The sequence below is a fragment of the Roseomonas sp. AR75 genome (assembly GCF_005222815.1).
In the GTDB taxonomy this organism is placed as follows: Bacteria; Pseudomonadota; Alphaproteobacteria; order Acetobacterales; family Acetobacteraceae; genus Falsiroseomonas.
Map to the genome: position 1 here is coordinate 782,865 of NZ_STGB01000006.1, position 17,439 is coordinate 800,303.

The window sequence follows — 17,439 nt, forward strand, 5'->3', positions numbered from 1 at the left end:
AGGGACGCCCCATGCGCTGGACCTTCGCCCTTGCCGCCCTGATCGGTGTCGCCGCGCTCCCGGCCGGCGGCTTTGCGCAGTCCAATCCCAGCTCGCAGCAGATCATCGATGCGCTGCGCCCCGGTGGGAACCTGCTGGGCGGGCCGACCCGCGGCATCCGCCCGGTGAACCCGCCCGCGGCGGCCGACCAGCAGACGCAGCCGGCCGCGGCCGCTCCGGCGGCTGCCGCGCCGCGCCCGGCCGCGCCGCCGGTACCGCAGGCCGCAGCGAACACCGCGCCGCCGCCCATCTCGGGCCCTTCGGTCAATCTGACCGTTACCTTCGCCAGCGGCTCTGCCGAACTGACGCCGCAGGCGGTGCGCACGTTGAACGAGCTGGGCAAGGCCCTGGCCAGCGCGGACCTCTCCGGCTTCCGCTTCCGGGTGGAGGGGCATACCGACACGGTGGGCTCGGCCGAGATGAACCAGGCCCTTTCGGAGCGGCGTGCCGCGGCGGTGGTGAACTACCTCGTCTCGCGCTTCGGCATCGCGTCGAGCCGGCTGGAGGCCGCGGGGCTGGGCGAGAGCAACCCGCTGGTGCCCACGGGCGACGAGGTGTCCGAGTTGCGGAACCGCCGCGTGCAGGTGGTCAATATCGGCGCCTGACGTCGCGTCAGGGCCGGCGGTTGGGCCATGGCCTCGGACGGCGCGGATGACACGGTCCGCCTGCCGCCCGGGCGACGCGCGCTGCCCGCCGCGCCACCGCCGACGCCGCTCCCTTCGCGTCGCGGCGCGTGGCCATGGATCGCGCTGACCCTGTTTGCCTTGGTTGCCGCTGGCGGCGCGGCGCTGTTCTGGCAGCAGCGCGCCGCGGCACCCGCGCGCGAGCCGGTCCTCGCCGCTCCGCCCCCTGCGCGCCCGGCTGAGCCGGCCCCCCTGGCCGCGCAGGCGCCGCCCGCTGCGCCATCGCCGCCGATGGCGACGGAGGCGGAGATCCTGGCCAACGACGCGCCAGAACTCGTCATCCGGCGCTTCGCCGCGAACCCGGATATCGTCGTGCTGGACTTCCCGACGCTTGCCGGCCAGGCGCGCATGCTGAACCGGGTCGCCGCCCTGGTCGAGAAGTCAGGCCTGCCGCGCGACCGCGTGCTGGACGATGCGGCGCTGGATGAGGCGGAGCGCGCGGCGGGCGGCACTGCCGATACCTTCTACTACGGCCACAACTACCGCGCCGCGGACCTCGCACGCTTCTTCGCCCTGGCGGACGCCGCAGGCATCGGCCTGAACGCCGAGGAGGAGCGGCTGCGCGCCCTTCTCGGCGAGCTCGGCTGGCTGCGGCCGGACGCCCATGGCGCCCTGGTGTCGGTGCCGCATGCCGGCGTCGAGCCCTGGCTGGATGCGCGCGCCCGCGGGGCGATGCTGCGGCACGAGCTGTCGCATGGCGAGTTCTTTACGCGCCCGGCCTATGCCGCGCTGGTTTGGCGCTTCTGGCGGGAGATGCTGACGGAGGAGGAGCGCGCGCAGTTCCGGCTGCTGCTGGCGAAGGCGGATTACGACCCGGCGCTGGAGGAGGTGATGGCGAACGAGGCGCAGGCCTTCCTTTTCCACACGCCCGATGACCGTTTCTTCCGCCCCGGCTCCGCGGGCCTGTCGGATGCGCGCATCGCCGCGCTCCGCGCCGCCTTCATGGCCGACATGCCGGAAGGCTGGCTGCGCGAGGCGATGACGCGCTGAGGGGCGCGACACCATATCGATCCCAAGCGGCCGTGCCGTTCGGGGACCACGCCATGTCAGAGACCACGCAGATCGTCTGCCCGCATTGCGACGCCATCAACCGCGTGCCCGCCGCCCGGCTGGCCGACGGGCCGCGTTGCGGATCCTGCCACCGCGCATTGTTCGAGGCGAAGCCCGTCGCCCTGGACGAGACGCGCTTCCGCCGCCACCTGGCGCAAAGCGGGGTGCCGCTGCTGGTGGATTTCTGGGCGAGCTGGTGCGGTCCGTGCCGTGCGATGGCGCCGGAGTTCGAGGCCGCGGCAAAGCAGCTCGAACCGGGGATGCGGCTGGCGAAGGTCTCGACCGAGGAGGCGCCGCGACTCGCCCAGGAACTCGGCATCACCGGCATTCCGTTGCTGGCGCTGTTCGCCCATGGGCAGGAGGTGGCGCGTCAGGCCGGCGCGCAGCCCGCGCGACGCATTGTCGCCTGGGCCCGCAGCGCGGCGCCGCGATAGGCGACGACAGGCAGCCTCAGGCCGGCTGCGGGCAGAAGACTTCCTGCAGCACGCTGATGACCCGCTCCACGCGCGGATCGGCGACGCGGTAGTGAATGGTGGTGCCGGTGCGCCGCGTGGTCACCAGCCCATCCTCGCGCAGCTTCGCGAGATGCTGCGACACCGCGGGCTGCGACAGCCCGACATGCTTCGCGAGGCGGCCGACATGCGCCTCCCCCTCGGTGATCAGCATGCAGAGCAGCAGGAGCCGCCGCTCATTGCCCAGCAGGCGGAGCAGGGCTGCTGCCTCCGCGGCGCCCTGAGCCATGACGTCTTCCAGCTTCGGGGGCGCGGACTGCGCCCCCTCCTCCGGCATGTCCTCTCCGACCTTGTCCACGGCCAGCAATCCACTCCAGGGTCGAGGGGAACTAACCACAGCGAGGCGCTACTGCAAGTGCGAAGGCGTAGCCGATTGTTCCGGAAGCCGCACCTAATGTTTCCGCCGGGGCGCATCCGGGAGAATGGCGGCAAATTCCAGCAGGGATGGCGTCTCGGCCGCCGGCGCCTTCGGCTCGGTCCTGGTCCGGCTACGCTTCGGCTTGGCCGCCGACTCGGTGCCGGGTTCCGGCGCGGCGAGGACCGGGGGCTCCTCGATCGGCTCGACGGGCGGCGCGACGCGCCGCGTCGGGACCGGTGCGGGCGCCAGGCTGTCCAGTGCGGCGGAGAGATCGTCGATCAGGTCCGCGACGTCCTCGAGACCAACCGAGAGACGGATCGTGCCGTCCGTTATGCCGAGCTTCGCGCGCTCTTCCGCGCCGACGCGCATATGCGTTGTGGTGGCGGGGTGCGTCGCGAGCGACTTCGAATCGCCGAGATTGTTCGATACATCCACGATGCCGAGCGCGTTCATGAAGCGGAACGCCGCGTCCTTCCCGCCCTTCACCTCGAAGGTCACGAGGCTTCCGCCGGCGGCCATCTGCGCCTTGGCCAGCCCCTGCTGCGGATGGTCGGCGCGGAAGGGATAGAGCACGCGCGCCACCTCCGACCGCTCCGCCAGGAAGTCCGCGATGGCGGCGGCGGAGCGGCACATCGCCGGCAGGCGCAGATGCAGCGTCTCCAGCCCCTTCAGGATGATCCAGGCGTTGAAGGGCGAGAGGGCGGGGCCGGTGTTGCGCACGAAGGGCTGCAGCACCTCGTCCACCCATTTCTTCCGCCCGAGCACGGCGCCGCCGAGCACGCGGCCCTGGCCATCCATGTGCTTGGTGAGGGAGTACACGATCACGTCGGCGCCGAACTGCAGCGGTTTCTGCAGCAGCGGCGTGGCGAAGACGTTGTCCACCACCACCACTGCGCCGGCGGCATGGGCCAGGTCGCTGACCGCGGCGAGGTCCACCATGTCCAGCATCGGGTTGGACGGCGTCTCCAGCAGCACGAGGTTCGCCGGCGTGGCGAGTGCCGCCTTCCACTGGTCGAGGTCGCCGCCATCGACGAATTCCGCGCGGATGCCGTAGCGCGGCAGCAGGGTGGAGACGATCCAGTGGCACGATCCGAACAGCGCACGGCTGGCCACCACGCGGTCGCCGGTCTTGAGATGCGACAGCAGCGCGGCATGCACCGCCGCCATGCCGGTGGCGGTCAGCCGGCAGGCTTCCGCGCCTTCCAGCAGCGCCAGCCGGTCCTCCAGCATGGTGACGGTGGGATTGCCGAAGCGCGAATACTGGTAGTGCTGCTCGGTGCCGAGGAAGGTCGCCTCCGCCTGTTCGGCACTGTCGTAGACGAAGCCGGAGGTGAGGAAGAGGGCTTCCGCCGTCTCGTCGAAGCCGGAGCGCATCTGTCCGCCGCGGACCAGGTGGGTGGCGGGTCGCAGGGGGCGGTCGGGCAGGCGCTTGGCCATCGGGACACCTCGTTGGGCGGCATGGCCGTGCGGGCCACGCGACTGGGGTGTCCGGCCCCTGTCACGGGGCGTGGCGAGGGCGCGATGCGCCGTCGCGACGGCCGTTTAGCGCGCTTGTTTTCGGGGGCTTCCGCCACCGCCCGGAGACCCGGGACCTCGCCGCAAGCAGGCCGGACAAATCGCGAGGGGCGTCGCCGCCGGCTTCGTGCTTAAGCCTGTGCGGCCGGGGTGGTCAAGGCGGCTTGCTTGGCGCGGCGGCACGCCCCTATAACCGTGTGACCTCAGGGCTGCGGGCGTAGTTCAGAGGTAGAACGTCAGCTTCCCAAGCTGAATGTCGTGGGTTCGATTCCCATCGCCCGCTTTCCCCGCCCTGGCCTCGATCACCCCTCGAATTGCGGATCCACCTTCACGCGCAGCGCCTGCGCCAGGCGGTTCGTCTCGCTGGCCATGCCGACCACCGCCAGCAGCTCGCCATGCTGCGCCTCCGTCATGCCCTTGGCGCGCGCGGCGGCGGTGTGGCTGGCGATGCAGTAGTCGCAGCCATGGGCGATGGAGACCGCGACGTAGAGCATCTCCTTCACCACGGGATCGAGCGCGCCGGGCGCCATCACCGCGGACAGGCTTTCCCAGGTGCGCGCCAGCGTCGGCGGGTGCACCGCCAGCGCCTTCCAGAAGTTGTTCACATCCGGCACGCCGCGCGCGGCCTTGATGGCGTCGTAGACGGCGCGCACCTCGGGTGGTGCATCGGCGTATTCGACCAGCCTGGTCATGCGGCGGGCAGCGGCTTGTAGGGCAGGGGGCGGAAGCTGGTGGCGTAGTAGCGAAGGTCCAGCCAGACGCCGGATTGCACATAGGGGTCCTCGCGCCAGAAGGCCTCGGCCTCGGCATGCGTCGGGTGGCGGGTGACGGCGACCGAGCCGACCATCTTCCCCTCCGGCGCATCAAGGATCGCACCGCCCATCAGCAGCGTGCCGTCCTCCGCATATTGCCGCACGCGCGCGAAATGGCCGGGACGCGCGGCCAGGCGGCGGTCCTGCGCGGCGGGATCCTGGCCGTCGCGGGCCATCGTCACGGTATGGCTGCGCCCGCCCGCAGCGGCTTGGGGCCAGCCGGCATAGGGCAGGGGCGCGATCCGGAAGGAATGCGTGTCGATCCGTTGCCACACGCCCCGTCGGGCGAAAGGCTCCTTCCCGAGATAGGCGTCCAGCCCCGCCTTGTCGGTATCGAGCACCATGACCGAGCCCAGGCTGTTGCCGGCCTCGTCATGCAGCGGCAGGCCCAGCGCCAAGCGCCCTGCCTCCGCTTCCGCGGTGATGACGGCGACGTGCTCGTCCCGCGCCGCCGCGCGCCGCGCCGGCGCTTCCGCATCCGTGCCGTCGAACGCAATGATCAGCCAGGCCATCGCGTGCTCCCCGATCGCTGTTCGATCCTTTCGCCCGCAAGGCGGGCCGCGCGGCGCGTGCAGGCGTGCCCCAGGCGCAACACGCCTGAGGCAGGCGAGCCAAGCCGGCTGGGGCTAGTACATGTGCTGGCCGCCATTGATGGAGAGCGTGGAGCCGGTGATGAACTCGGCCTCGTCGGCGGTCAGGAAGGCGACGCCGCGGGCGATGTCCTCGGCCTTGCCCAGACGGCCGATCGGGATGCGCGCAATGATCTTCTGCAGCACGTCTTCCGGCACGGCGCGGACCATCTCGGTGTCCACATAGCCTGGCGCGATGGCGTTGACGGTGACGTGGTTGCGCGCACCTTCCTGGGCCAGCGCCTTGGTGAACCCGTGGATGCCGGACTTGGCCGCGGCGTAGTTCACCTGGCCCATCTGCCCGGCCTGGCCGTTGACGCTGCCGATGTTCACGATGCGGCCGAACTTGCGGTTGTTCATGCCGTCCCACACCGCCTTGCACATGTTGTAGCAACTGCCGAGGTTGGTATCGATCACCTGGTCCCACATCTCCCGGGTCAGCCGCTTCATCATGGCGTCGCGGGTGATGCCGGCGTTGTTCACCAGGATCTCGATCGGGCCCACCTCCGCCTCGATCTTCTGCACGGTGGCCTGACAGGCGGCGAAGTCGCCGACATCGAATTTGTAGCAGGGGATGCCGGTGCGCTCGGTGAAGGCCTGCGCCGCGGCGTCGTTGCCGGCGTAGCTGGCGACGACCTTCCGCCCCGCGGCCTGCAGCGCCTCGCTGATCGCGGCGCCGATGCCCCGCTGCCCACCGGTGACAAGTGCCACGCGTGCCATGCTGTTGCGTCCCCTTCCTGAAGTCCCTGTGGAGGCCCGGCACGTCGGCGGCCGGAGCGCCTCCCATCCTCGCAAGCCCTGCGCGCGAGGGCAAACACGGTTTCTCCCGGCCTCGCCTGGGGCGGGTTGATGTGCATCAAGGCGTTCCGCAATCCCGCCGGATATCGTTCGAATCGTCCCGAGGCGCCAAGCGCGCCGCGAGGACGTTCCTGGACGTTTCCTCCCTCAACTCCACCCCGGTGGGATTCCCGCCGGGGTTATTTTTCGCTGGTGACGTTCGGCGCGCCGGCGGAGAAACATCGCAAATTTCCGACGTTCGGCCATGGCAATGCCGCAACAACTCAGGTTCTACAACTCGAAATTGAAAACGACCCCGAGTGATTGCGCCTTCACGCGGGCGTGAGTTGTATGCAAAAGAGGGTCTGCCGCTTCTGCATGTGCCCCTTGGGATCTTCAACGATGAAGACACGCATGGACGCGAAGAACGAGACCGCGCCGGTCGACCGTTCCGCGCTGGTTCTGATGCTCGCCTATGTGGAAGCGGAATGCCGCCGCCTTGGCGCCGAAGCTGCCGCGAAACACGCGGCCATGGCCGCAGCGCTGGTGCCGGAACTGGCGGCAAGCGTGCGCGCGCCGCTGCACTGACCGCGGTCGGGCGGCGGCGTCAGCCCCGCCGCAACAGGAACAGCCCCTGCTCGCCGAACAGGTTCGCAAGCCACGGCGAGCGCTTCCAGGGCGAGCGCAGGCCCTTGTCGTCCACCGCCAGCCAGCGCTCCACAACATAGCCCTCCATCGCGCAGAGCATGAAGAAGTCGCGGATGGTGCAGGGGTGGATGTTGGGCGTCTCGTACCAGGGCCTGTCCCAGGTCTCGTTGTCCGGCATGCGGCCCGCCGTCAGCAGCGTCCAGCGAAGCTGCCAGTGGCCGAAATTCGGGAAGGAGACGATCGCGTAGCGGCCGATGCGCAGCATCTGCCGCAGCACCTCCCGCGGGCGCTCCACCGCCTGCAGCGTGCGCGACAGTACGACATAGTCGAAGGCGCCGTCGGGGTAGAAGGCCAGGTCGGTATCGGCATCCCCATGGATCACCGGCAGGCCGGCGGCCACGGCCTGCGTCGCCTCCGCCATGTCGATCTCGATGCCGCGCGCATCGGCGCCCTTCTCGCGCGTGAGATGCGCGATCAGCTCCCCGTCGCCGCAGCCGATATCCAGCACGCGCGCGCCCGGCGCGACCATCTCTGCGATCAGCCGCAGGTCGAGCCGCATGTTCTTCGCGACGAAGCGCACCTCGCCCGGGGCGTCCGGCACTTTCCTACGATGCTCCGCGGTGACAGGCCGCGGCTGATCTAGACGTCGCGGCCCGCCCGGTCCAGGGGCGCGTGGCCGCCCTTAGTTGATTGCATTGTCCGTCGGCTGCTCCGCCTTCCAGGAGGTCCGCTGCGCCGCGAAGTTCTTGTACACCTGCTCGCCGGCGACAATCGGCTCGAACTCCGGCCCGGCCGGCGCCTGGCCGACCAGCGTCATCGGGTCGATGCGCGTGTGCCAGGAGGGGTGCACGAAGAGCGGCATCGAGTAGCGCTCGCGGCCGGAGCTGTTGAACACCTTGTGCAGCGCCGCCTTGTAGCGCCCATTGGTCCAGCGCTTCAGCAGCTTGCCGACATTGATCACCATGGCGTCGCGGTTCGGCACGACGGGCAGCCACTCTCCCGCGGGGCCGAGCACGAACAGCCCGCCATTCATGTCCTGCACCAGCAGCGTCACCAGGCCCTGGTCCTCATGCGGGCGCACGCCGATGTCGGTCACCTCCGCCACCTTCTCGGCGGGCGGGTAGTGGATGATGCGCATGTTGGAGTAGCTGGCCTTCGACGCGTCGGTGAAGAAATCCTCCGCAACGCCGAGGTGCAGCGCGGCCGCGGCGAGGATCTGCTGCGACAGCCCGTACATGGCGGCGTAGCAGGCCTCCAGCCGCTCGCGGAAGCCGGGCATCTCGGGCCAGGGCGTCGCTGCATAAAGCGGCAGCTGCAGAAGCTCCGGGTCGGTGGTGCGCCAGATATGGCCGACGCTGAACGCCTCCTGGCCGTTCGGCTTGCCGGTCTTCTCGCTGACGCCGTCGAACATCGGGATGAAGCCGCGATTGGTGCGGCGGTCCTGCACCTGGCGTTTGAAATCCTCCGGCTGGTCGAAGAAGGCCTCGGCCGCGGCGAAGGCGGCATCCAGCGTCTCGCGCGGCACGCCATGCCCGGTGAGCTGGACGAAGCCGTAGCGCTCGAAGGCGTCGCCCATGGCCATGGCCATCGCCTTGCGCTCGGCGGGCGTGCCTTCGCGGAAGGCGGTGAAGTCGAGGGTGGGGATCGCGTCCATCGTGATCACGGGCTCCTCAACTCACGCCGATCTCGAGCCGGCGCTGCGCGGGCGGCGGCAGGTAGGCGTCCGTGTAGACCTCCGCGACTGTCAGCTTCTGCGGCAGGCCGAAGGCTTCCTCCACCGCGCGGATGCCGCGTTGCAGCCGTGTGGGATCGACGTTGGAGAAGCCGTTCTGCCGGACATTGTCGGTGATCAGATGCTGCTCGGCGTTGAACTGGTAGCGCTCCATCTCGATCGCCTCGTCGGTCAGCGGTTCCTGCGCCTTCAGCGCCGCGATGCTTTCGGCAGGGTGGTGGTAGGCATAGGCGAGGCTCTTGAAGAGCGCGCGCAGCGCGCCGCGCACCACCTCGGGGTTCGCCTGCGCGAAGGCGCGGGTGGTGAGGAAGGCGGTGGAATACAGGTCCAGCCCATGGTCGCGGTAGAACATGATCCGCTGCTGCGGCAGGTCCATGCCCAGCTTCTTCAGCGACAGCGCGGTGGAGGTGACGATGCCGGTGATGCCGTCGGCGCGGCGCTGGACCAGCATCGGCTCGCGCAGCTCGCCGCGCACCGTCACCCAGTTGATCTTCGCGAGGTCCACGCCGGCGCGGCTGGCGAAGACCGGGAAGAGCTGCCGCCCCGCATCCTCCTGCGGCGCGGCCAGCGTCTTCCCTTCGAGGTCCTTCGGCACCATGATCGCGCTGTCGGCGCGGACGGTGCAGCAGAGCCCGTTGCGGTCGGCCGCGATGCCGATCACCATCAGCCCCGCATTCGGGTTCTCCGCCATGAATTTCAGCGTCGGGTTGATATCGGCCTGGCCCATCGCGAAGGAGCCGCCGGCGATGTCCACCGGCACCCGCCCGGAGCCGAAGCCACGCGAGAGCTCGATGTCGATGCCCTCGGCGCGGAAGAAGCCCTTGTCGCGGCCGAGCAGGGCGTAGGAGTTCGGCCCCTGGAAGGCCCAGTCCAGCGTGAATTTCAGCCGCGTGGGCGCCTGGCCACGGGCGATGCGCGGAGTGGCGAGCAGGGCCGTGGCGGCCAGAAGATGGCGGCGGGCCAGGGTGAAGGGCATGCGGGCGCTCCTCAGCGGACCGAGGAGACATGCGAATATGGTGCCGCCGTCAGCTTCGCGGTTGCGGGCGGCTTTGCGCGCCTGGATGCGAAGGGCCGTGCCGCCTGCCGCGCCAGTCTGCCCGCGGCGCGGTCACCGTCCGCCCGGGACATGCGCGAAAAATTCGCCTGGCCCGACGTCGATTCCGCCCTGCCACGTTCGTCGCAGGATCAGGCAGGCCATTCCGGCCGGCCCGCAACAGAGGAACGGACCCCATGCGCGTGATGGTGATGGTGAAGGCGACCGAGGACAGCGAGGCGGGCCGCCCGCCGACGCAGGAGCTGATGGACGCCATGATGAAGTTCAACGAGGAGCTGGTGAAGGCCGGGATCATGCTGGCGGGAGACGGCCTGAAGCCGACGTCGGCGGCGAAGCGCGTGCATTTCGACGGCGCGAACCGCACGGTCACGGACGGCCCCTTCACCGAGACCCGTGAGCTCGTCGCCGGCTACTGGATCTGGCAGGTCAAGGACATGGACGAGGCGGTGGCCTGGGTGAAGCGCTGCCCCAACCCGATGTTCGGCCCGAGCGACGTCGACATCCGCCCGCTCTACGAGATGGAGGATTTTTCGGAGGTACTGACGCCAGAAATCATCGCGCTCGAGGCGAAGCTTCGCAAGGAAGTCGGCGGCTGAACTTGCCCTTCGTCACGCCCCGTCCGATGACGGGGCGTGGCGGATGACACCCATCGCGCGATCGAAACCGTTTTCCGCATCGAGCGGGCGAGGCTGATCGCCGGCCTCGCCCGGCTCACGCGCGATGTCGGCCGCGCCGAGGAACTGGCGCAGGACGCGCTGCTGGTCGCGCTGACGGAATGGCCGCAGACCGGCGTGCCGCGCAATCCCGGAGCCTGGCTGCTGACGACCGCGCGGCGCCGCGCGCTGGACGCGCTGCGTCACGCCCGGATGCGCGACCGCAAGCATGCCGAGATCCTCCGTCAGTCACAGGACGCCGAGGACGTGCCGGCGCAGCTCGACGCCGCGCTGGATGACGACCTCGGCGACGAGCTGCTCGGCCTCATCTTCGCCGCCTGCCATCCGCGGCTGTCGCGGGAGGCGCGCGTGGCGCTGACGCTCCGCCTGCTCGGAGGGCTGAGCACGGAAGATATCGCCCGCGCCTTCCTGACGCCTGAAGCGACCATCCAGCAGCGCATCGTCCGCGCCAAGCGCACGCTGGGCAGCGCGGGGCTGCGCTTTGAGGTGCCGCGCGGCGCGGCGCGCGCGGAACGCCTCGCCTCGGTGGTGGAGGTGATCTACCTGGTCTTCAACGAGGGCTATGCCGCGACGTCGGGCGAGGATCTGATCCGTCCTGCCCTCTGCGCGGAGGCGCAGCGCCTGGGCCGCATCCTTGCGGGCCTGCTGCCGGACGAGCCGGAGGTGTTCGGGCTGCTTGCGCTGATGGAATTGCAGGCCTCCCGCTTCGCCGCGCGGACGCGTCGCGACGGGTCGCTGGTGCCGGTGACGGAGCAGGACCGCACGCGCTGGGACCGGTTGCTGATCCGCCGCGGCCTCTCGGCCCTGGCGCGCGCCGAGGCGCTGGGCGGCGCGCATGGCCCATACGCCTTGCAGGCTGCGCTGGCCGCCTGCCATGCGCGCGCCCCGACCGCGGCGGCGACGGACTGGCCGCGCATCGCCGCGCTCTACGACACGTTGCTGGCGGCGATGCCGACGCCGGTCGTCGCATTGAACCGCGCCATCGCGCACAGCATGGCCTCTGGGCCCGGGAAAGGCCTCGCGCTCCTGGCCGGGCTCGAAGGCCTGCCGCAACTGCAGGATTTCGCGCCGCTGCCGGCGGCGAAGGGCGACTTCCTGTTCCGCGCCGGCCGCCTGGCGGAGGCACGGGCGTGCTTCCGCCAGGCTGCGGCGCTGACGCGCAACGGGAAGGAGCGCGACTTCCTGCTGGCGCGCGCTGCGGCCTGCGGGGGCAAAAACCGGGGCTGATCGCCGCTCCGTCACGGCACGCCGAGGAGGAAGCCGGGCGGCGCCTGCAGATCCAGCCGCACCGCCTTCACGCCGGGCAACGCCTCGGCCAGTACCCGCAGCGCGCGCGGTACCTCCGGTGAGCGGCACCAGCCATGGAAAGTCACCACCCCGGCCTCGACCGAGGGAAAGACATGATAGGCATCGGCCCAGGGCTGCTGCCGCATCGCGCGCTCGACCTCGCGCAGCAGCCGCGCATCGGACACCGCCGCCTCCGCCACCACCGGGGCGCCGAAGGCGAGGCCGAGCAGGTCGGCGCGCGAGACGATGCCCACCAGCTTGCCATCGCGCAGCACCGGCACGCGCTTGACCCCGCGCTGCTCCATCATCTGCGCGATCGCCTCGGCCGTCGTCTCCTCCTCCACGGTGACGAGATCGGTCGTCATCACGTCGCCCGCGCTTTGCCCATGCAGCCGGGTGAAGGCCTTCGCGCTGTCGGCGGCGCGGGCGGAGAGCAGGTTGCGCAGCCACCCGCCCTGCCGGCCCGCGGCCTCTCCGGCCAGGCGTCGGACCAGATCGGCCTCCGTCACGATGCCCTGCACGGCGCCGTCGGCCCCGACGACGGGGACGGCGGAGATGCCCCGATGCGCCAGCAGCCGCGCGACCTCGGCGAGGCGCGTCTCCGGCGTCACCGTGACGACCGCGGTGGTCATCAGGTCCTTGGCGTGCATGGCGGTTCCTCCCTCCCGTGTTGTCGTTGATGCTGCCGCATACTGCGCATGTTGCGGCACTCAGGCGGCCAGCAGCACCGGCAGCGGCGGGGCGGCATCCAGCAGGTCGGTCGTCGCGCTGCCGAAGACGAGGTTGTGCAGCGGCGCATGGCGCACGGCCCCCATGACGAGCATCGCCCCCTCCACCTCTCGCGCCTTGGCGACGAGTGTCCCGAGCACGCCGCGCCCGGATTTCTGCTCGGCGGCGAAGCTCGCACGCGCACCGTGCCGGGCGAGGAGGCGGCAGAGTTCGATGCCGGACTGCCCCTGCCGCAGGGCCTTGTCGTCGCTGACCGTGACCACCAACGTCTCGGCCGCCGTGCGAAGAAAAGGCATCGCGCCATGCACCGCCCGCACCGCGGCGGGGGTCGCATCCCAGGCGATGACGACGCGCTTCGGGGGAAGCGCCAGCGGCGCAGCCGCGGGCGCGAGCAGCACCGGGCGGCCGCCATCGAACACCGCGGCCCCGATCAGCATGCGCTGGCCCGCACCCGGCGCGCGCGGCAAGCCGATCAGGCCGAGGTCGCTCACGCGAAGATGATCCGCCATCACCTCGCCGATGCCATGCGCGAAGCTGCTGCGGGCGCGGGCTTCGCAGCGGATGCCGCGCCGCTGCGCCGCGGCGATGACCTGTGCCACCGCTTCCTCCTCCCGCTTCGCCAGGTCCCAGCTTGGCAAGTTGGCTTCGGCAAGTGTCGTCTCGATGGGAAAGACGAGCGCGGTGAGCTGCGCATCGTGCAGCGCCGCCAGTGCGAAAGGCCGTTCCAGCGCGGCCTCCAGCGCCGCGCGCTCCGTGGGCTCCACATGCGTGGTGATGGTGGTGATCGTCATCTCTCTTGGTTCCCGGCATTGGCCGGTGCGACGCGCGCCCGGCGGTTTGTGAGCGACAGGTTCACCTCACCGACCTGCGCCGTCATTGACGTGAATCAAGTCACGCAGGGGTGCACTCGCCTATCGTCAAAAACACCGCATGCTGTGCTGGGTCGGGTGAAGATGCGCGGACGATGCATCGCCCTGGCCGCAGCGACATCATTTGCGCAGCGCACCGCTGTCACTGATCTTTTCTGCCAGTGATGGCCTCGTCACGGGAAACGAGGAAGGCCATGCACGCATATGACGCGAGTACTCCGCTCGATATTCCACCGCGTGGCATCCTGCTGGCGACGGATCTGAGCTGCCGCTGCGATCGGGCGCAGGATCGTGCGGTGCGGCTTGCCGAGCGCTGGGGCGCCACGCTGCACCTGCTGCACGTGGTCGAGCACGCGGCGGCACTCGCACCGGCATGGCGGCACGGCCGGCCGGCGCGCGAGGTCCTTGCGGAGCGGCGGCTGCGTGCCGCGACCGAAGGTCGCGCTGTCCGGGCGGAGCTTCTGCTCCGGCAGGGATCGCCGCCATCGGCGATCCTGGATGCGGCGCAGGAGACGGCATGCGACGTGATCGTCGCCGGCATCGCGCGCGGCGACACGATTGGCCGCGCAATTCTCGGCTCAACGGTGGAAAGGCTGGTGCATCGCGCGCCGATGCCGGTGCTGGTCGTGAAGAACCGCGCCGAGCGCGACTATGATCGCCTCGTTGTCGCCACCGACTTCTCGCCCTCCTCGGCGCAGGCGCTGCGCCAGGCGCTGCGGCTGTTTCCGGACGCACGGAAGACGCTGCTCCATGCCTACCGCGTGCCGTTCGAAGGCTTCATCAGCAAGGACGCGAATCGCGAGGAGATGCTGGGGAATGCGCGGCAGCGATGCGCGACATTCCTTGCCGACGCCGCGATCCCGCAGTCGGCCCGCGATGGCCTGGACTGCCGGATCGAGTACGGATCGCCCGACGACCTGATCGCTGCCCATGTGTGGGATGCGGATGTGGATTTGGCCGTGGTCGGCACGCATGGCAGCAGCGGCGTCTTCGACATCCTGATCGGCAGCACGGCGGAGCGGCTGCTGGAATACCTGCCCTGCGACGTGCTGGTCGTCCGCGAGCCGCGCTCGCTGCCCGCCATGCAGCCCGCGACCGCAGGCGCGGCAGGACCGGGCGCCGCCTGAAGCAGGCCCCGGCAAGGATCAACGCCATTCTGGGAGAGACAGCATGCCGACAATGAAGGCGACGGTCTTCGTGGAGAAGGGCCGGATCGAACTGCGCGAGAAGCCGATCCCGGAGGTCGGCCCGCTCGACGCGCTGGTGAAGGTGACGACGACGACGATCTGCGGAACGGATGTGCACATCCTCAAGGGCGAGTATCCCGTGCAGTCCGGCCTGACCATCGGGCATGAGCCGGTGGGCGTGATCCATCGCCTCGGCTCCGCCGTGAAGGGCTATCGCGAGGGACAGCGCGTCATCGCCGGCGCGATCACGCCCTCCGGCACGTCCAATGCTTGCCTCTGCGGCTTCTGCAGCCAGGACGGCGCCGGCACGGCGCATGGCTGGAAGCCGCTCGGCGGCTGGCGCTTCGGCAACACCATCGATGGCTGCCAGGCCGAATACGTCCTGGTGCCGGACGCCATGGCCAATCTGGCGCCGGTGCCGGACGGCCTCACCGACGAGCAGGTGCTGATGTGCCCGGACATCATGTCCACCGGCTTCGGCGGCGCGGAAAGCGGCGCCATCCGCATCGGCGATTCCGTCGCGGTCTTCGCGCAGGGGCCGATCGGGCTCTGCGCCACCGCGGGGGCGAAGCTGATGGGCGCGACCACCATCATCGCCGTGGACCGCGTGCCGGAGCGGCTGGAGATGGCCAGGCGACTCGGCGCGGACCATGTCGTGGATTTCTCGCGGCAGGATCCGGTGCAGGCGATCCGCGACCTCACCGGCGGGCGTGGCGTGGATGTCTCGATCGAGGCGCTTGGGCTGCAGGCCACGTTCGAGGCGGCGCTGCGCGTGCTGCGGCCGGGCGGCACCCTCTCCTCGCTCGGCGTCTATTCGACGGACCTGCGTATCCCGCTCGATGCCTTCGCGGCGGGGCTCGGCGACCACCGGATCATCACCACGCTCTGCCCCGGCGGGAAGGAGCGGATGCGCCGGCTGATGGAGGTGATCGCCGGCGGCCGCGTGGACCTCAAGCCGCTGGTGACGCACCGCTACCGGCTGGACGACATCGTCGAGGCCTACGACCTGTTCAGCCAGCAGCGCGACGGCGTGATGAAGGTGGCGATCACGCCCTGAGCGGCCGCTCCGCTACAGGCGCTGCCCGCCAAGCAGGCCGGACTGCTCGCGCGTGATGCCCATCGCGCGCTGTGCGAAGGCCTTCTTCAGTGTGGGCATCTGGTCCACCGCGGCGATGCCGAGCCGCCGCGCGAGGCGCACCGGCGCAAGGTCGGTGCCGAACAGCCGTTCGAGCGCGTGCGTCGCGGCCAGCATCAGCATCGCATCGGGGCGCGCCCGCGCCTGGTAGCGCGCGAGCACTAAGGCGCTGCCCGGATCCTCGCCGGCATGAACCGCCGCGATCACCTCCTCCGCCAGCGCCGCGACGTCGCGGAAGCCGAGGTTGAGGCCCTGGCCGGCGATCGGGTGGATGCCATGCGCGGCATCGCCGACCAGCGCCAGGCGCTGATCGGTGAAGCGCTGCGCCCAGAGCGCCGCCAGCGGATAGGACCAGCGCCGCCCGATCGGCCGTATGCGGCCGAGATGCCCGCCCAGCCGCCGCGCAAGCTCGTGCCCGAAGGCGGCGTCGTCCATCGCCAGGAAGCGGCGGGCAAGCGGCGTGCGCTCGCTCCAGACATAGGCCGAGGCGTGCGGCAGCTCGGCCGTGCCGAAACCGCCGGGACCGGCGAGCGGCAACTGCGCGAAGGGGCCGTTGGGCAGGAACATCTCGAGCGCGGTGCCGCGATGCGGCCGCTCATGCGCGAAGGCGCCGACCATCCCGGTCTGGCCGTAGTCCCAGCGGGTGACGGGAATGCCCGCCGCGGCGCGCAATGGGCTCTCCCGGCCTTCCGCCCCGATGACGAGCCGCGCGCGGATCAGCGGCCCGCCCGCGATCGCGATCTGCGCGCCGTCGGCGTCGCGCCGGATGGCGGCCGTGGCCGGGGCGAAGGCGTGCAGGTTGGGCAGGGAGTGCAGACGCGCGTTGAGCGCCACGCGGAGCGCGCGCGCCTCCACCATCCAGCCGAAGGGCTCGCCCTGCGCGATACCGGCGGCGTCGAAATCCAGCCCGAGCGACGAGGGCCTGCGGCCGGGCCTGCCGTCGCGTACCCGGATATGGCGGATCGGCTGCGGTGCCATCGGCAGATGCGCCCAGATGCCCGCTGCCTCCAGCAGGCGCCGGCTGGTCAGGGCGATGGCATAGGCACGGCCGTCGAACTCCGGCAGTTCCATGGGCGGCAGGGGTGCGCGGTCCACCACCGCGGTCGGGATGCCGGCTGCGGCAAGGGTGGTGGCGAGGGTGGCGCCCACCGGCCCGGCGCCGATGACGCAGGCGGTGACGTCGAGCGTGTCGGTCATGCGCCGAAGGTCGCGATGTAACGGGGATTCGGCAAGGGTTAGGCAATTGCCCGTTTTTTGTGCACATCTCACCTGCCGTTCCAGGAGGCGCCCTCACCGCGACCCGCACCGCCAAGCGCGGGCGACAGCGCAGCGCTTTGGCACGCCGCTTGGATTGCCCTCGGTGACTCTGCCTGGGCAAAGGGGAAAGCGGCGCGATGAAGCTGGTGATGGCGATCATCAAGCCCTTCAAGCTGGACGAGGTGCGCGACGCGCTCACCCCGCTCGGCGTGCAGGGACTGACGGTGACCGAGGTGAAGGGGTTCGGGCGGCAGAAGGGCCAGACCGAGATCTACCGGGGCGCCGAATACCATGTGAGCTTCCTGCCGAAGCTCAAGATCGAGGTCGCCGTCGCGGCCGAACTGGTGGACGCCGTGGTCGAGGCGATCGCCGGCGCCGCGCGCACCGGCAAGATCGGCGACGGCAAGATCTTCGTCCTGGACCTCGAGCGCGCGCTCAGGATCCGCACCGGCGAAACCGACGGCGCCGCGCTTTGAGCCGAAACGCCAAACC

Annotated in this window: 19 protein-coding genes, 1 tRNA gene and 1 pseudogene; 10 read left to right on the plus strand and 11 right to left on the minus strand. The window is 70.5% G+C overall.

Translation table 11 applies throughout. The features are described from left to right. The first annotated feature begins 11 nt into the window (after nucleotides 1-11). The 3 genes from E4T13_RS30330 to E4T13_RS28190 are packed head-to-tail and all read left to right on the plus strand — an operon-like array spanning nucleotide 12 to nucleotide 2,206. Nucleotides 12-644, plus strand: a complete 633-nt coding sequence (locus E4T13_RS30330; protein ID WP_137181660.1) for an OmpA family protein — start codon at nucleotides 12-14, stop codon at nucleotides 642-644. A 27-nt stretch (nucleotides 645-671) separates the two neighbouring features. Next, entirely contained in the window at nucleotides 672-1,712 is a 1,041-nt protein-coding gene (locus E4T13_RS28185; protein ID WP_137181661.1) for a hypothetical protein, read from the plus strand. Nucleotides 1,713-1,765: 53 nt separating this feature from the next. After that, nucleotides 1,766-2,206 (plus strand): co-chaperone YbbN, encoded by a 441-nt coding sequence (locus E4T13_RS28190; RefSeq protein WP_137181662.1) that lies wholly within the window; start codon nucleotides 1,766-1,768, stop codon nucleotides 2,204-2,206. Between the two features lie 16 nt (nucleotides 2,207-2,222). Here E4T13_RS28190 and E4T13_RS28195 read toward each other — a convergent pair whose 3' ends face one another. Together E4T13_RS28195 and metZ are read right to left on the minus strand one after the other, a co-directional pair. Then, a complete protein-coding gene (locus E4T13_RS28195; protein ID WP_240791330.1) occupies nucleotides 2,223-2,582 on the minus strand; it encodes a helix-turn-helix transcriptional regulator in 360 nt (119 codons plus the stop codon). 306 nt (nucleotides 2,583-2,888) lie between these two features. Beyond that, a pseudogene (gene metZ, locus E4T13_RS28200) lies at nucleotides 2,889-4,079 on the minus strand (O-succinylhomoserine sulfhydrylase); the annotation flags it as partial. Nucleotides 4,080-4,368: 289 nt separating this feature from the next. Here metZ and E4T13_RS28205 point away from each other — a divergent pair. Then, nucleotides 4,369-4,440 (plus strand) — tRNA-Gly (locus E4T13_RS28205). Between the two features lie 19 nt (nucleotides 4,441-4,459). On the opposite strand, the gene E4T13_RS28210 is transcribed toward E4T13_RS28205, so the two are convergent. From E4T13_RS28210 to phbB, 3 genes are all read right to left on the minus strand, one after another. Next, nucleotides 4,460-4,849 (minus strand): carboxymuconolactone decarboxylase family protein, encoded by a 390-nt coding sequence (locus E4T13_RS28210; protein WP_137181664.1) that lies wholly within the window; start codon nucleotides 4,847-4,849, stop codon nucleotides 4,460-4,462. Next, nucleotides 4,846-5,481: a YciI family protein gene (locus E4T13_RS28215; RefSeq protein WP_137181665.1), complete on the minus strand. Its 636-nt coding sequence runs from the start codon at nucleotides 5,479-5,481 to the stop codon at nucleotides 4,846-4,848. Before E4T13_RS28215 ends, E4T13_RS28210 begins: the two co-directional genes overlap by 4 nt. 114 nt (nucleotides 5,482-5,595) lie before the next feature. After that, entirely contained in the window at nucleotides 5,596-6,318 is a 723-nt protein-coding gene (phbB, locus tag E4T13_RS28220; protein ID WP_137181666.1) for an acetoacetyl-CoA reductase, read from the minus strand. A 471-nt stretch (nucleotides 6,319-6,789) separates the two neighbouring features. Between phbB and E4T13_RS30125 the strand changes: the two genes are divergently transcribed. Then, on the plus strand, nucleotides 6,790-6,963 hold the full coding sequence (locus tag E4T13_RS30125; protein ID WP_170985300.1) for a hypothetical protein: 174 nt from the start codon (nucleotides 6,790-6,792) through the stop codon (nucleotides 6,961-6,963). Nucleotides 6,964-6,982: 19 nt separating this feature from the next. On the opposite strand, the gene metW is transcribed toward E4T13_RS30125, so the two are convergent. From metW to E4T13_RS28235, 3 genes are all read right to left on the minus strand, one after another. Further along, complete coding sequence (metW, locus tag E4T13_RS28225; protein WP_137181959.1) at nucleotides 6,983-7,582, minus strand: methionine biosynthesis protein MetW; 600 nt, start codon at nucleotides 7,580-7,582, stop codon at nucleotides 6,983-6,985. 123 nt (nucleotides 7,583-7,705) lie between these two features. Next, the gene (locus tag E4T13_RS28230; protein WP_137181667.1) at nucleotides 7,706-8,677 is read right to left on the minus strand and encodes an isopenicillin N synthase family oxygenase; all 972 of its coding nucleotides are present in this window, start codon (nucleotides 8,675-8,677) and stop codon (nucleotides 7,706-7,708) included. Between the two features lie 16 nt (nucleotides 8,678-8,693). Beyond that, entirely contained in the window at nucleotides 8,694-9,731 is a 1,038-nt protein-coding gene (locus E4T13_RS28235) for an ABC transporter substrate-binding protein (RefSeq protein ID WP_137181668.1), read from the minus strand. 254 nt (nucleotides 9,732-9,985) lie between these two features. On the opposite strand from E4T13_RS28235, the gene E4T13_RS28240 reads away from it, so the two are divergent. Both E4T13_RS28240 and E4T13_RS28245 read left to right on the plus strand, forming a co-directional pair. Next, nucleotides 9,986-10,405: a YciI family protein gene (locus E4T13_RS28240; protein WP_137181669.1), complete on the plus strand. Its 420-nt coding sequence runs from the start codon at nucleotides 9,986-9,988 to the stop codon at nucleotides 10,403-10,405. 36 nt (nucleotides 10,406-10,441) lie between these two features. Beyond that, a complete protein-coding gene (locus E4T13_RS28245) occupies nucleotides 10,442-11,710 on the plus strand; it encodes an RNA polymerase sigma factor (RefSeq protein WP_137181670.1) in 1,269 nt (422 codons plus the stop codon). A gap of 11 nt (nucleotides 11,711-11,721) precedes the next feature. On the opposite strand, the gene E4T13_RS28250 is transcribed toward E4T13_RS28245, so the two are convergent. Continuing rightward, on the minus strand, nucleotides 11,722-12,420 hold the full coding sequence (locus tag E4T13_RS28250; protein WP_137181671.1) for a CBS domain-containing protein: 699 nt from the start codon (nucleotides 12,418-12,420) through the stop codon (nucleotides 11,722-11,724). Between the two features lie 60 nt (nucleotides 12,421-12,480). After that, nucleotides 12,481-13,290 carry a universal stress protein gene (locus E4T13_RS28255; protein ID WP_137181672.1) on the minus strand — a complete coding sequence of 270 codons (810 nt, stop codon included), beginning with the start codon at nucleotides 13,288-13,290 and terminating at the stop codon, nucleotides 12,481-12,483. Nucleotides 13,291-13,562: 272 nt separating this feature from the next. On the opposite strand from E4T13_RS28255, the gene E4T13_RS28260 reads away from it, so the two are divergent. After that, complete coding sequence (locus tag E4T13_RS28260; RefSeq protein ID WP_170985301.1) at nucleotides 13,563-14,495, plus strand: universal stress protein; 933 nt, start codon at nucleotides 13,563-13,565, stop codon at nucleotides 14,493-14,495. A 43-nt stretch (nucleotides 14,496-14,538) separates the two neighbouring features. Next, entirely contained in the window at nucleotides 14,539-15,612 is a 1,074-nt protein-coding gene (locus E4T13_RS28265; RefSeq protein ID WP_137181674.1) for an NAD(P)-dependent alcohol dehydrogenase, read from the plus strand. A gap of 12 nt (nucleotides 15,613-15,624) precedes the next feature. Here E4T13_RS28265 and E4T13_RS28270 read toward each other — a convergent pair whose 3' ends face one another. After that, nucleotides 15,625-16,887, minus strand: a complete 1,263-nt coding sequence (locus tag E4T13_RS28270) for a UbiH/UbiF/VisC/COQ6 family ubiquinone biosynthesis hydroxylase (RefSeq protein WP_137181675.1) — start codon at nucleotides 16,885-16,887, stop codon at nucleotides 15,625-15,627. 197 nt (nucleotides 16,888-17,084) lie between these two features. Between E4T13_RS28270 and E4T13_RS28275 the strand changes: the two genes are divergently transcribed. Further along, the gene (locus tag E4T13_RS28275) at nucleotides 17,085-17,423 is read left to right on the plus strand and encodes a P-II family nitrogen regulator (RefSeq protein ID WP_137181676.1); all 339 of its coding nucleotides are present in this window, start codon (nucleotides 17,085-17,087) and stop codon (nucleotides 17,421-17,423) included. Nucleotides 17,424-17,439 lie beyond the last annotated feature (16 nt).

Excerpts from the sequence above, each read along its gene's own strand:
- E4T13_RS28240 (WP_137181669.1), top strand. The coding sequence starts at position 9,986 with ATGCGCGTGATGGTGATGGTGAAGGCGACCGAGGACAGCGAGGCGGGC.
- E4T13_RS28260 (WP_170985301.1), top strand. The coding sequence starts at position 13,563 with ATGCACGCATATGACGCGAGTACTCCGCTCGATATTCCACCGCGTGGC.
- E4T13_RS28190 (WP_137181662.1), top strand. The coding sequence starts at position 1,766 with ATGTCAGAGACCACGCAGATCGTCTGCCCGCATTGCGACGCCATCAAC.
- E4T13_RS28275 (WP_137181676.1), top strand. The coding sequence starts at position 17,085 with ATGAAGCTGGTGATGGCGATCATCAAGCCCTTCAAGCTGGACGAGGTG.
- phbB (WP_137181666.1), bottom strand. The coding sequence starts at position 6,318 with ATGGCACGCGTGGCACTTGTCACCGGTGGGCAGCGGGGCATCGGCGCC.
- E4T13_RS28185 (WP_137181661.1), top strand. The coding sequence starts at position 672 with ATGGCCTCGGACGGCGCGGATGACACGGTCCGCCTGCCGCCCGGGCGA.
- E4T13_RS28210 (WP_137181664.1), bottom strand. The coding sequence starts at position 4,849 with ATGACCAGGCTGGTCGAATACGCCGATGCACCACCCGAGGTGCGCGCC.
- E4T13_RS28250 (WP_137181671.1), bottom strand. The coding sequence starts at position 12,420 with ATGCACGCCAAGGACCTGATGACCACCGCGGTCGTCACGGTGACGCCG.
- E4T13_RS28235 (WP_137181668.1), bottom strand. The coding sequence starts at position 9,731 with ATGCCCTTCACCCTGGCCCGCCGCCATCTTCTGGCCGCCACGGCCCTG.
- E4T13_RS30330 (WP_137181660.1), top strand. The coding sequence starts at position 12 with ATGCGCTGGACCTTCGCCCTTGCCGCCCTGATCGGTGTCGCCGCGCTC.
- E4T13_RS30125 (WP_170985300.1), top strand. The coding sequence starts at position 6,790 with ATGGACGCGAAGAACGAGACCGCGCCGGTCGACCGTTCCGCGCTGGTT.
- E4T13_RS28255 (WP_137181672.1), bottom strand. The coding sequence starts at position 13,290 with ATGACGATCACCACCATCACCACGCATGTGGAGCCCACGGAGCGCGCG.
- metW (WP_137181959.1), bottom strand. The coding sequence starts at position 7,582 with ATGCGGCTCGACCTGCGGCTGATCGCAGAGATGGTCGCGCCGGGCGCG.
- E4T13_RS28270 (WP_137181675.1), bottom strand. The coding sequence starts at position 16,887 with ATGACCGACACGCTCGACGTCACCGCCTGCGTCATCGGCGCCGGGCCG.
- E4T13_RS28230 (WP_137181667.1), bottom strand. The coding sequence starts at position 8,677 with ATGGACGCGATCCCCACCCTCGACTTCACCGCCTTCCGCGAAGGCACG.
- E4T13_RS28215 (WP_137181665.1), bottom strand. The coding sequence starts at position 5,481 with ATGGCCTGGCTGATCATTGCGTTCGACGGCACGGATGCGGAAGCGCCG.
- E4T13_RS28265 (WP_137181674.1), top strand. The coding sequence starts at position 14,539 with ATGCCGACAATGAAGGCGACGGTCTTCGTGGAGAAGGGCCGGATCGAA.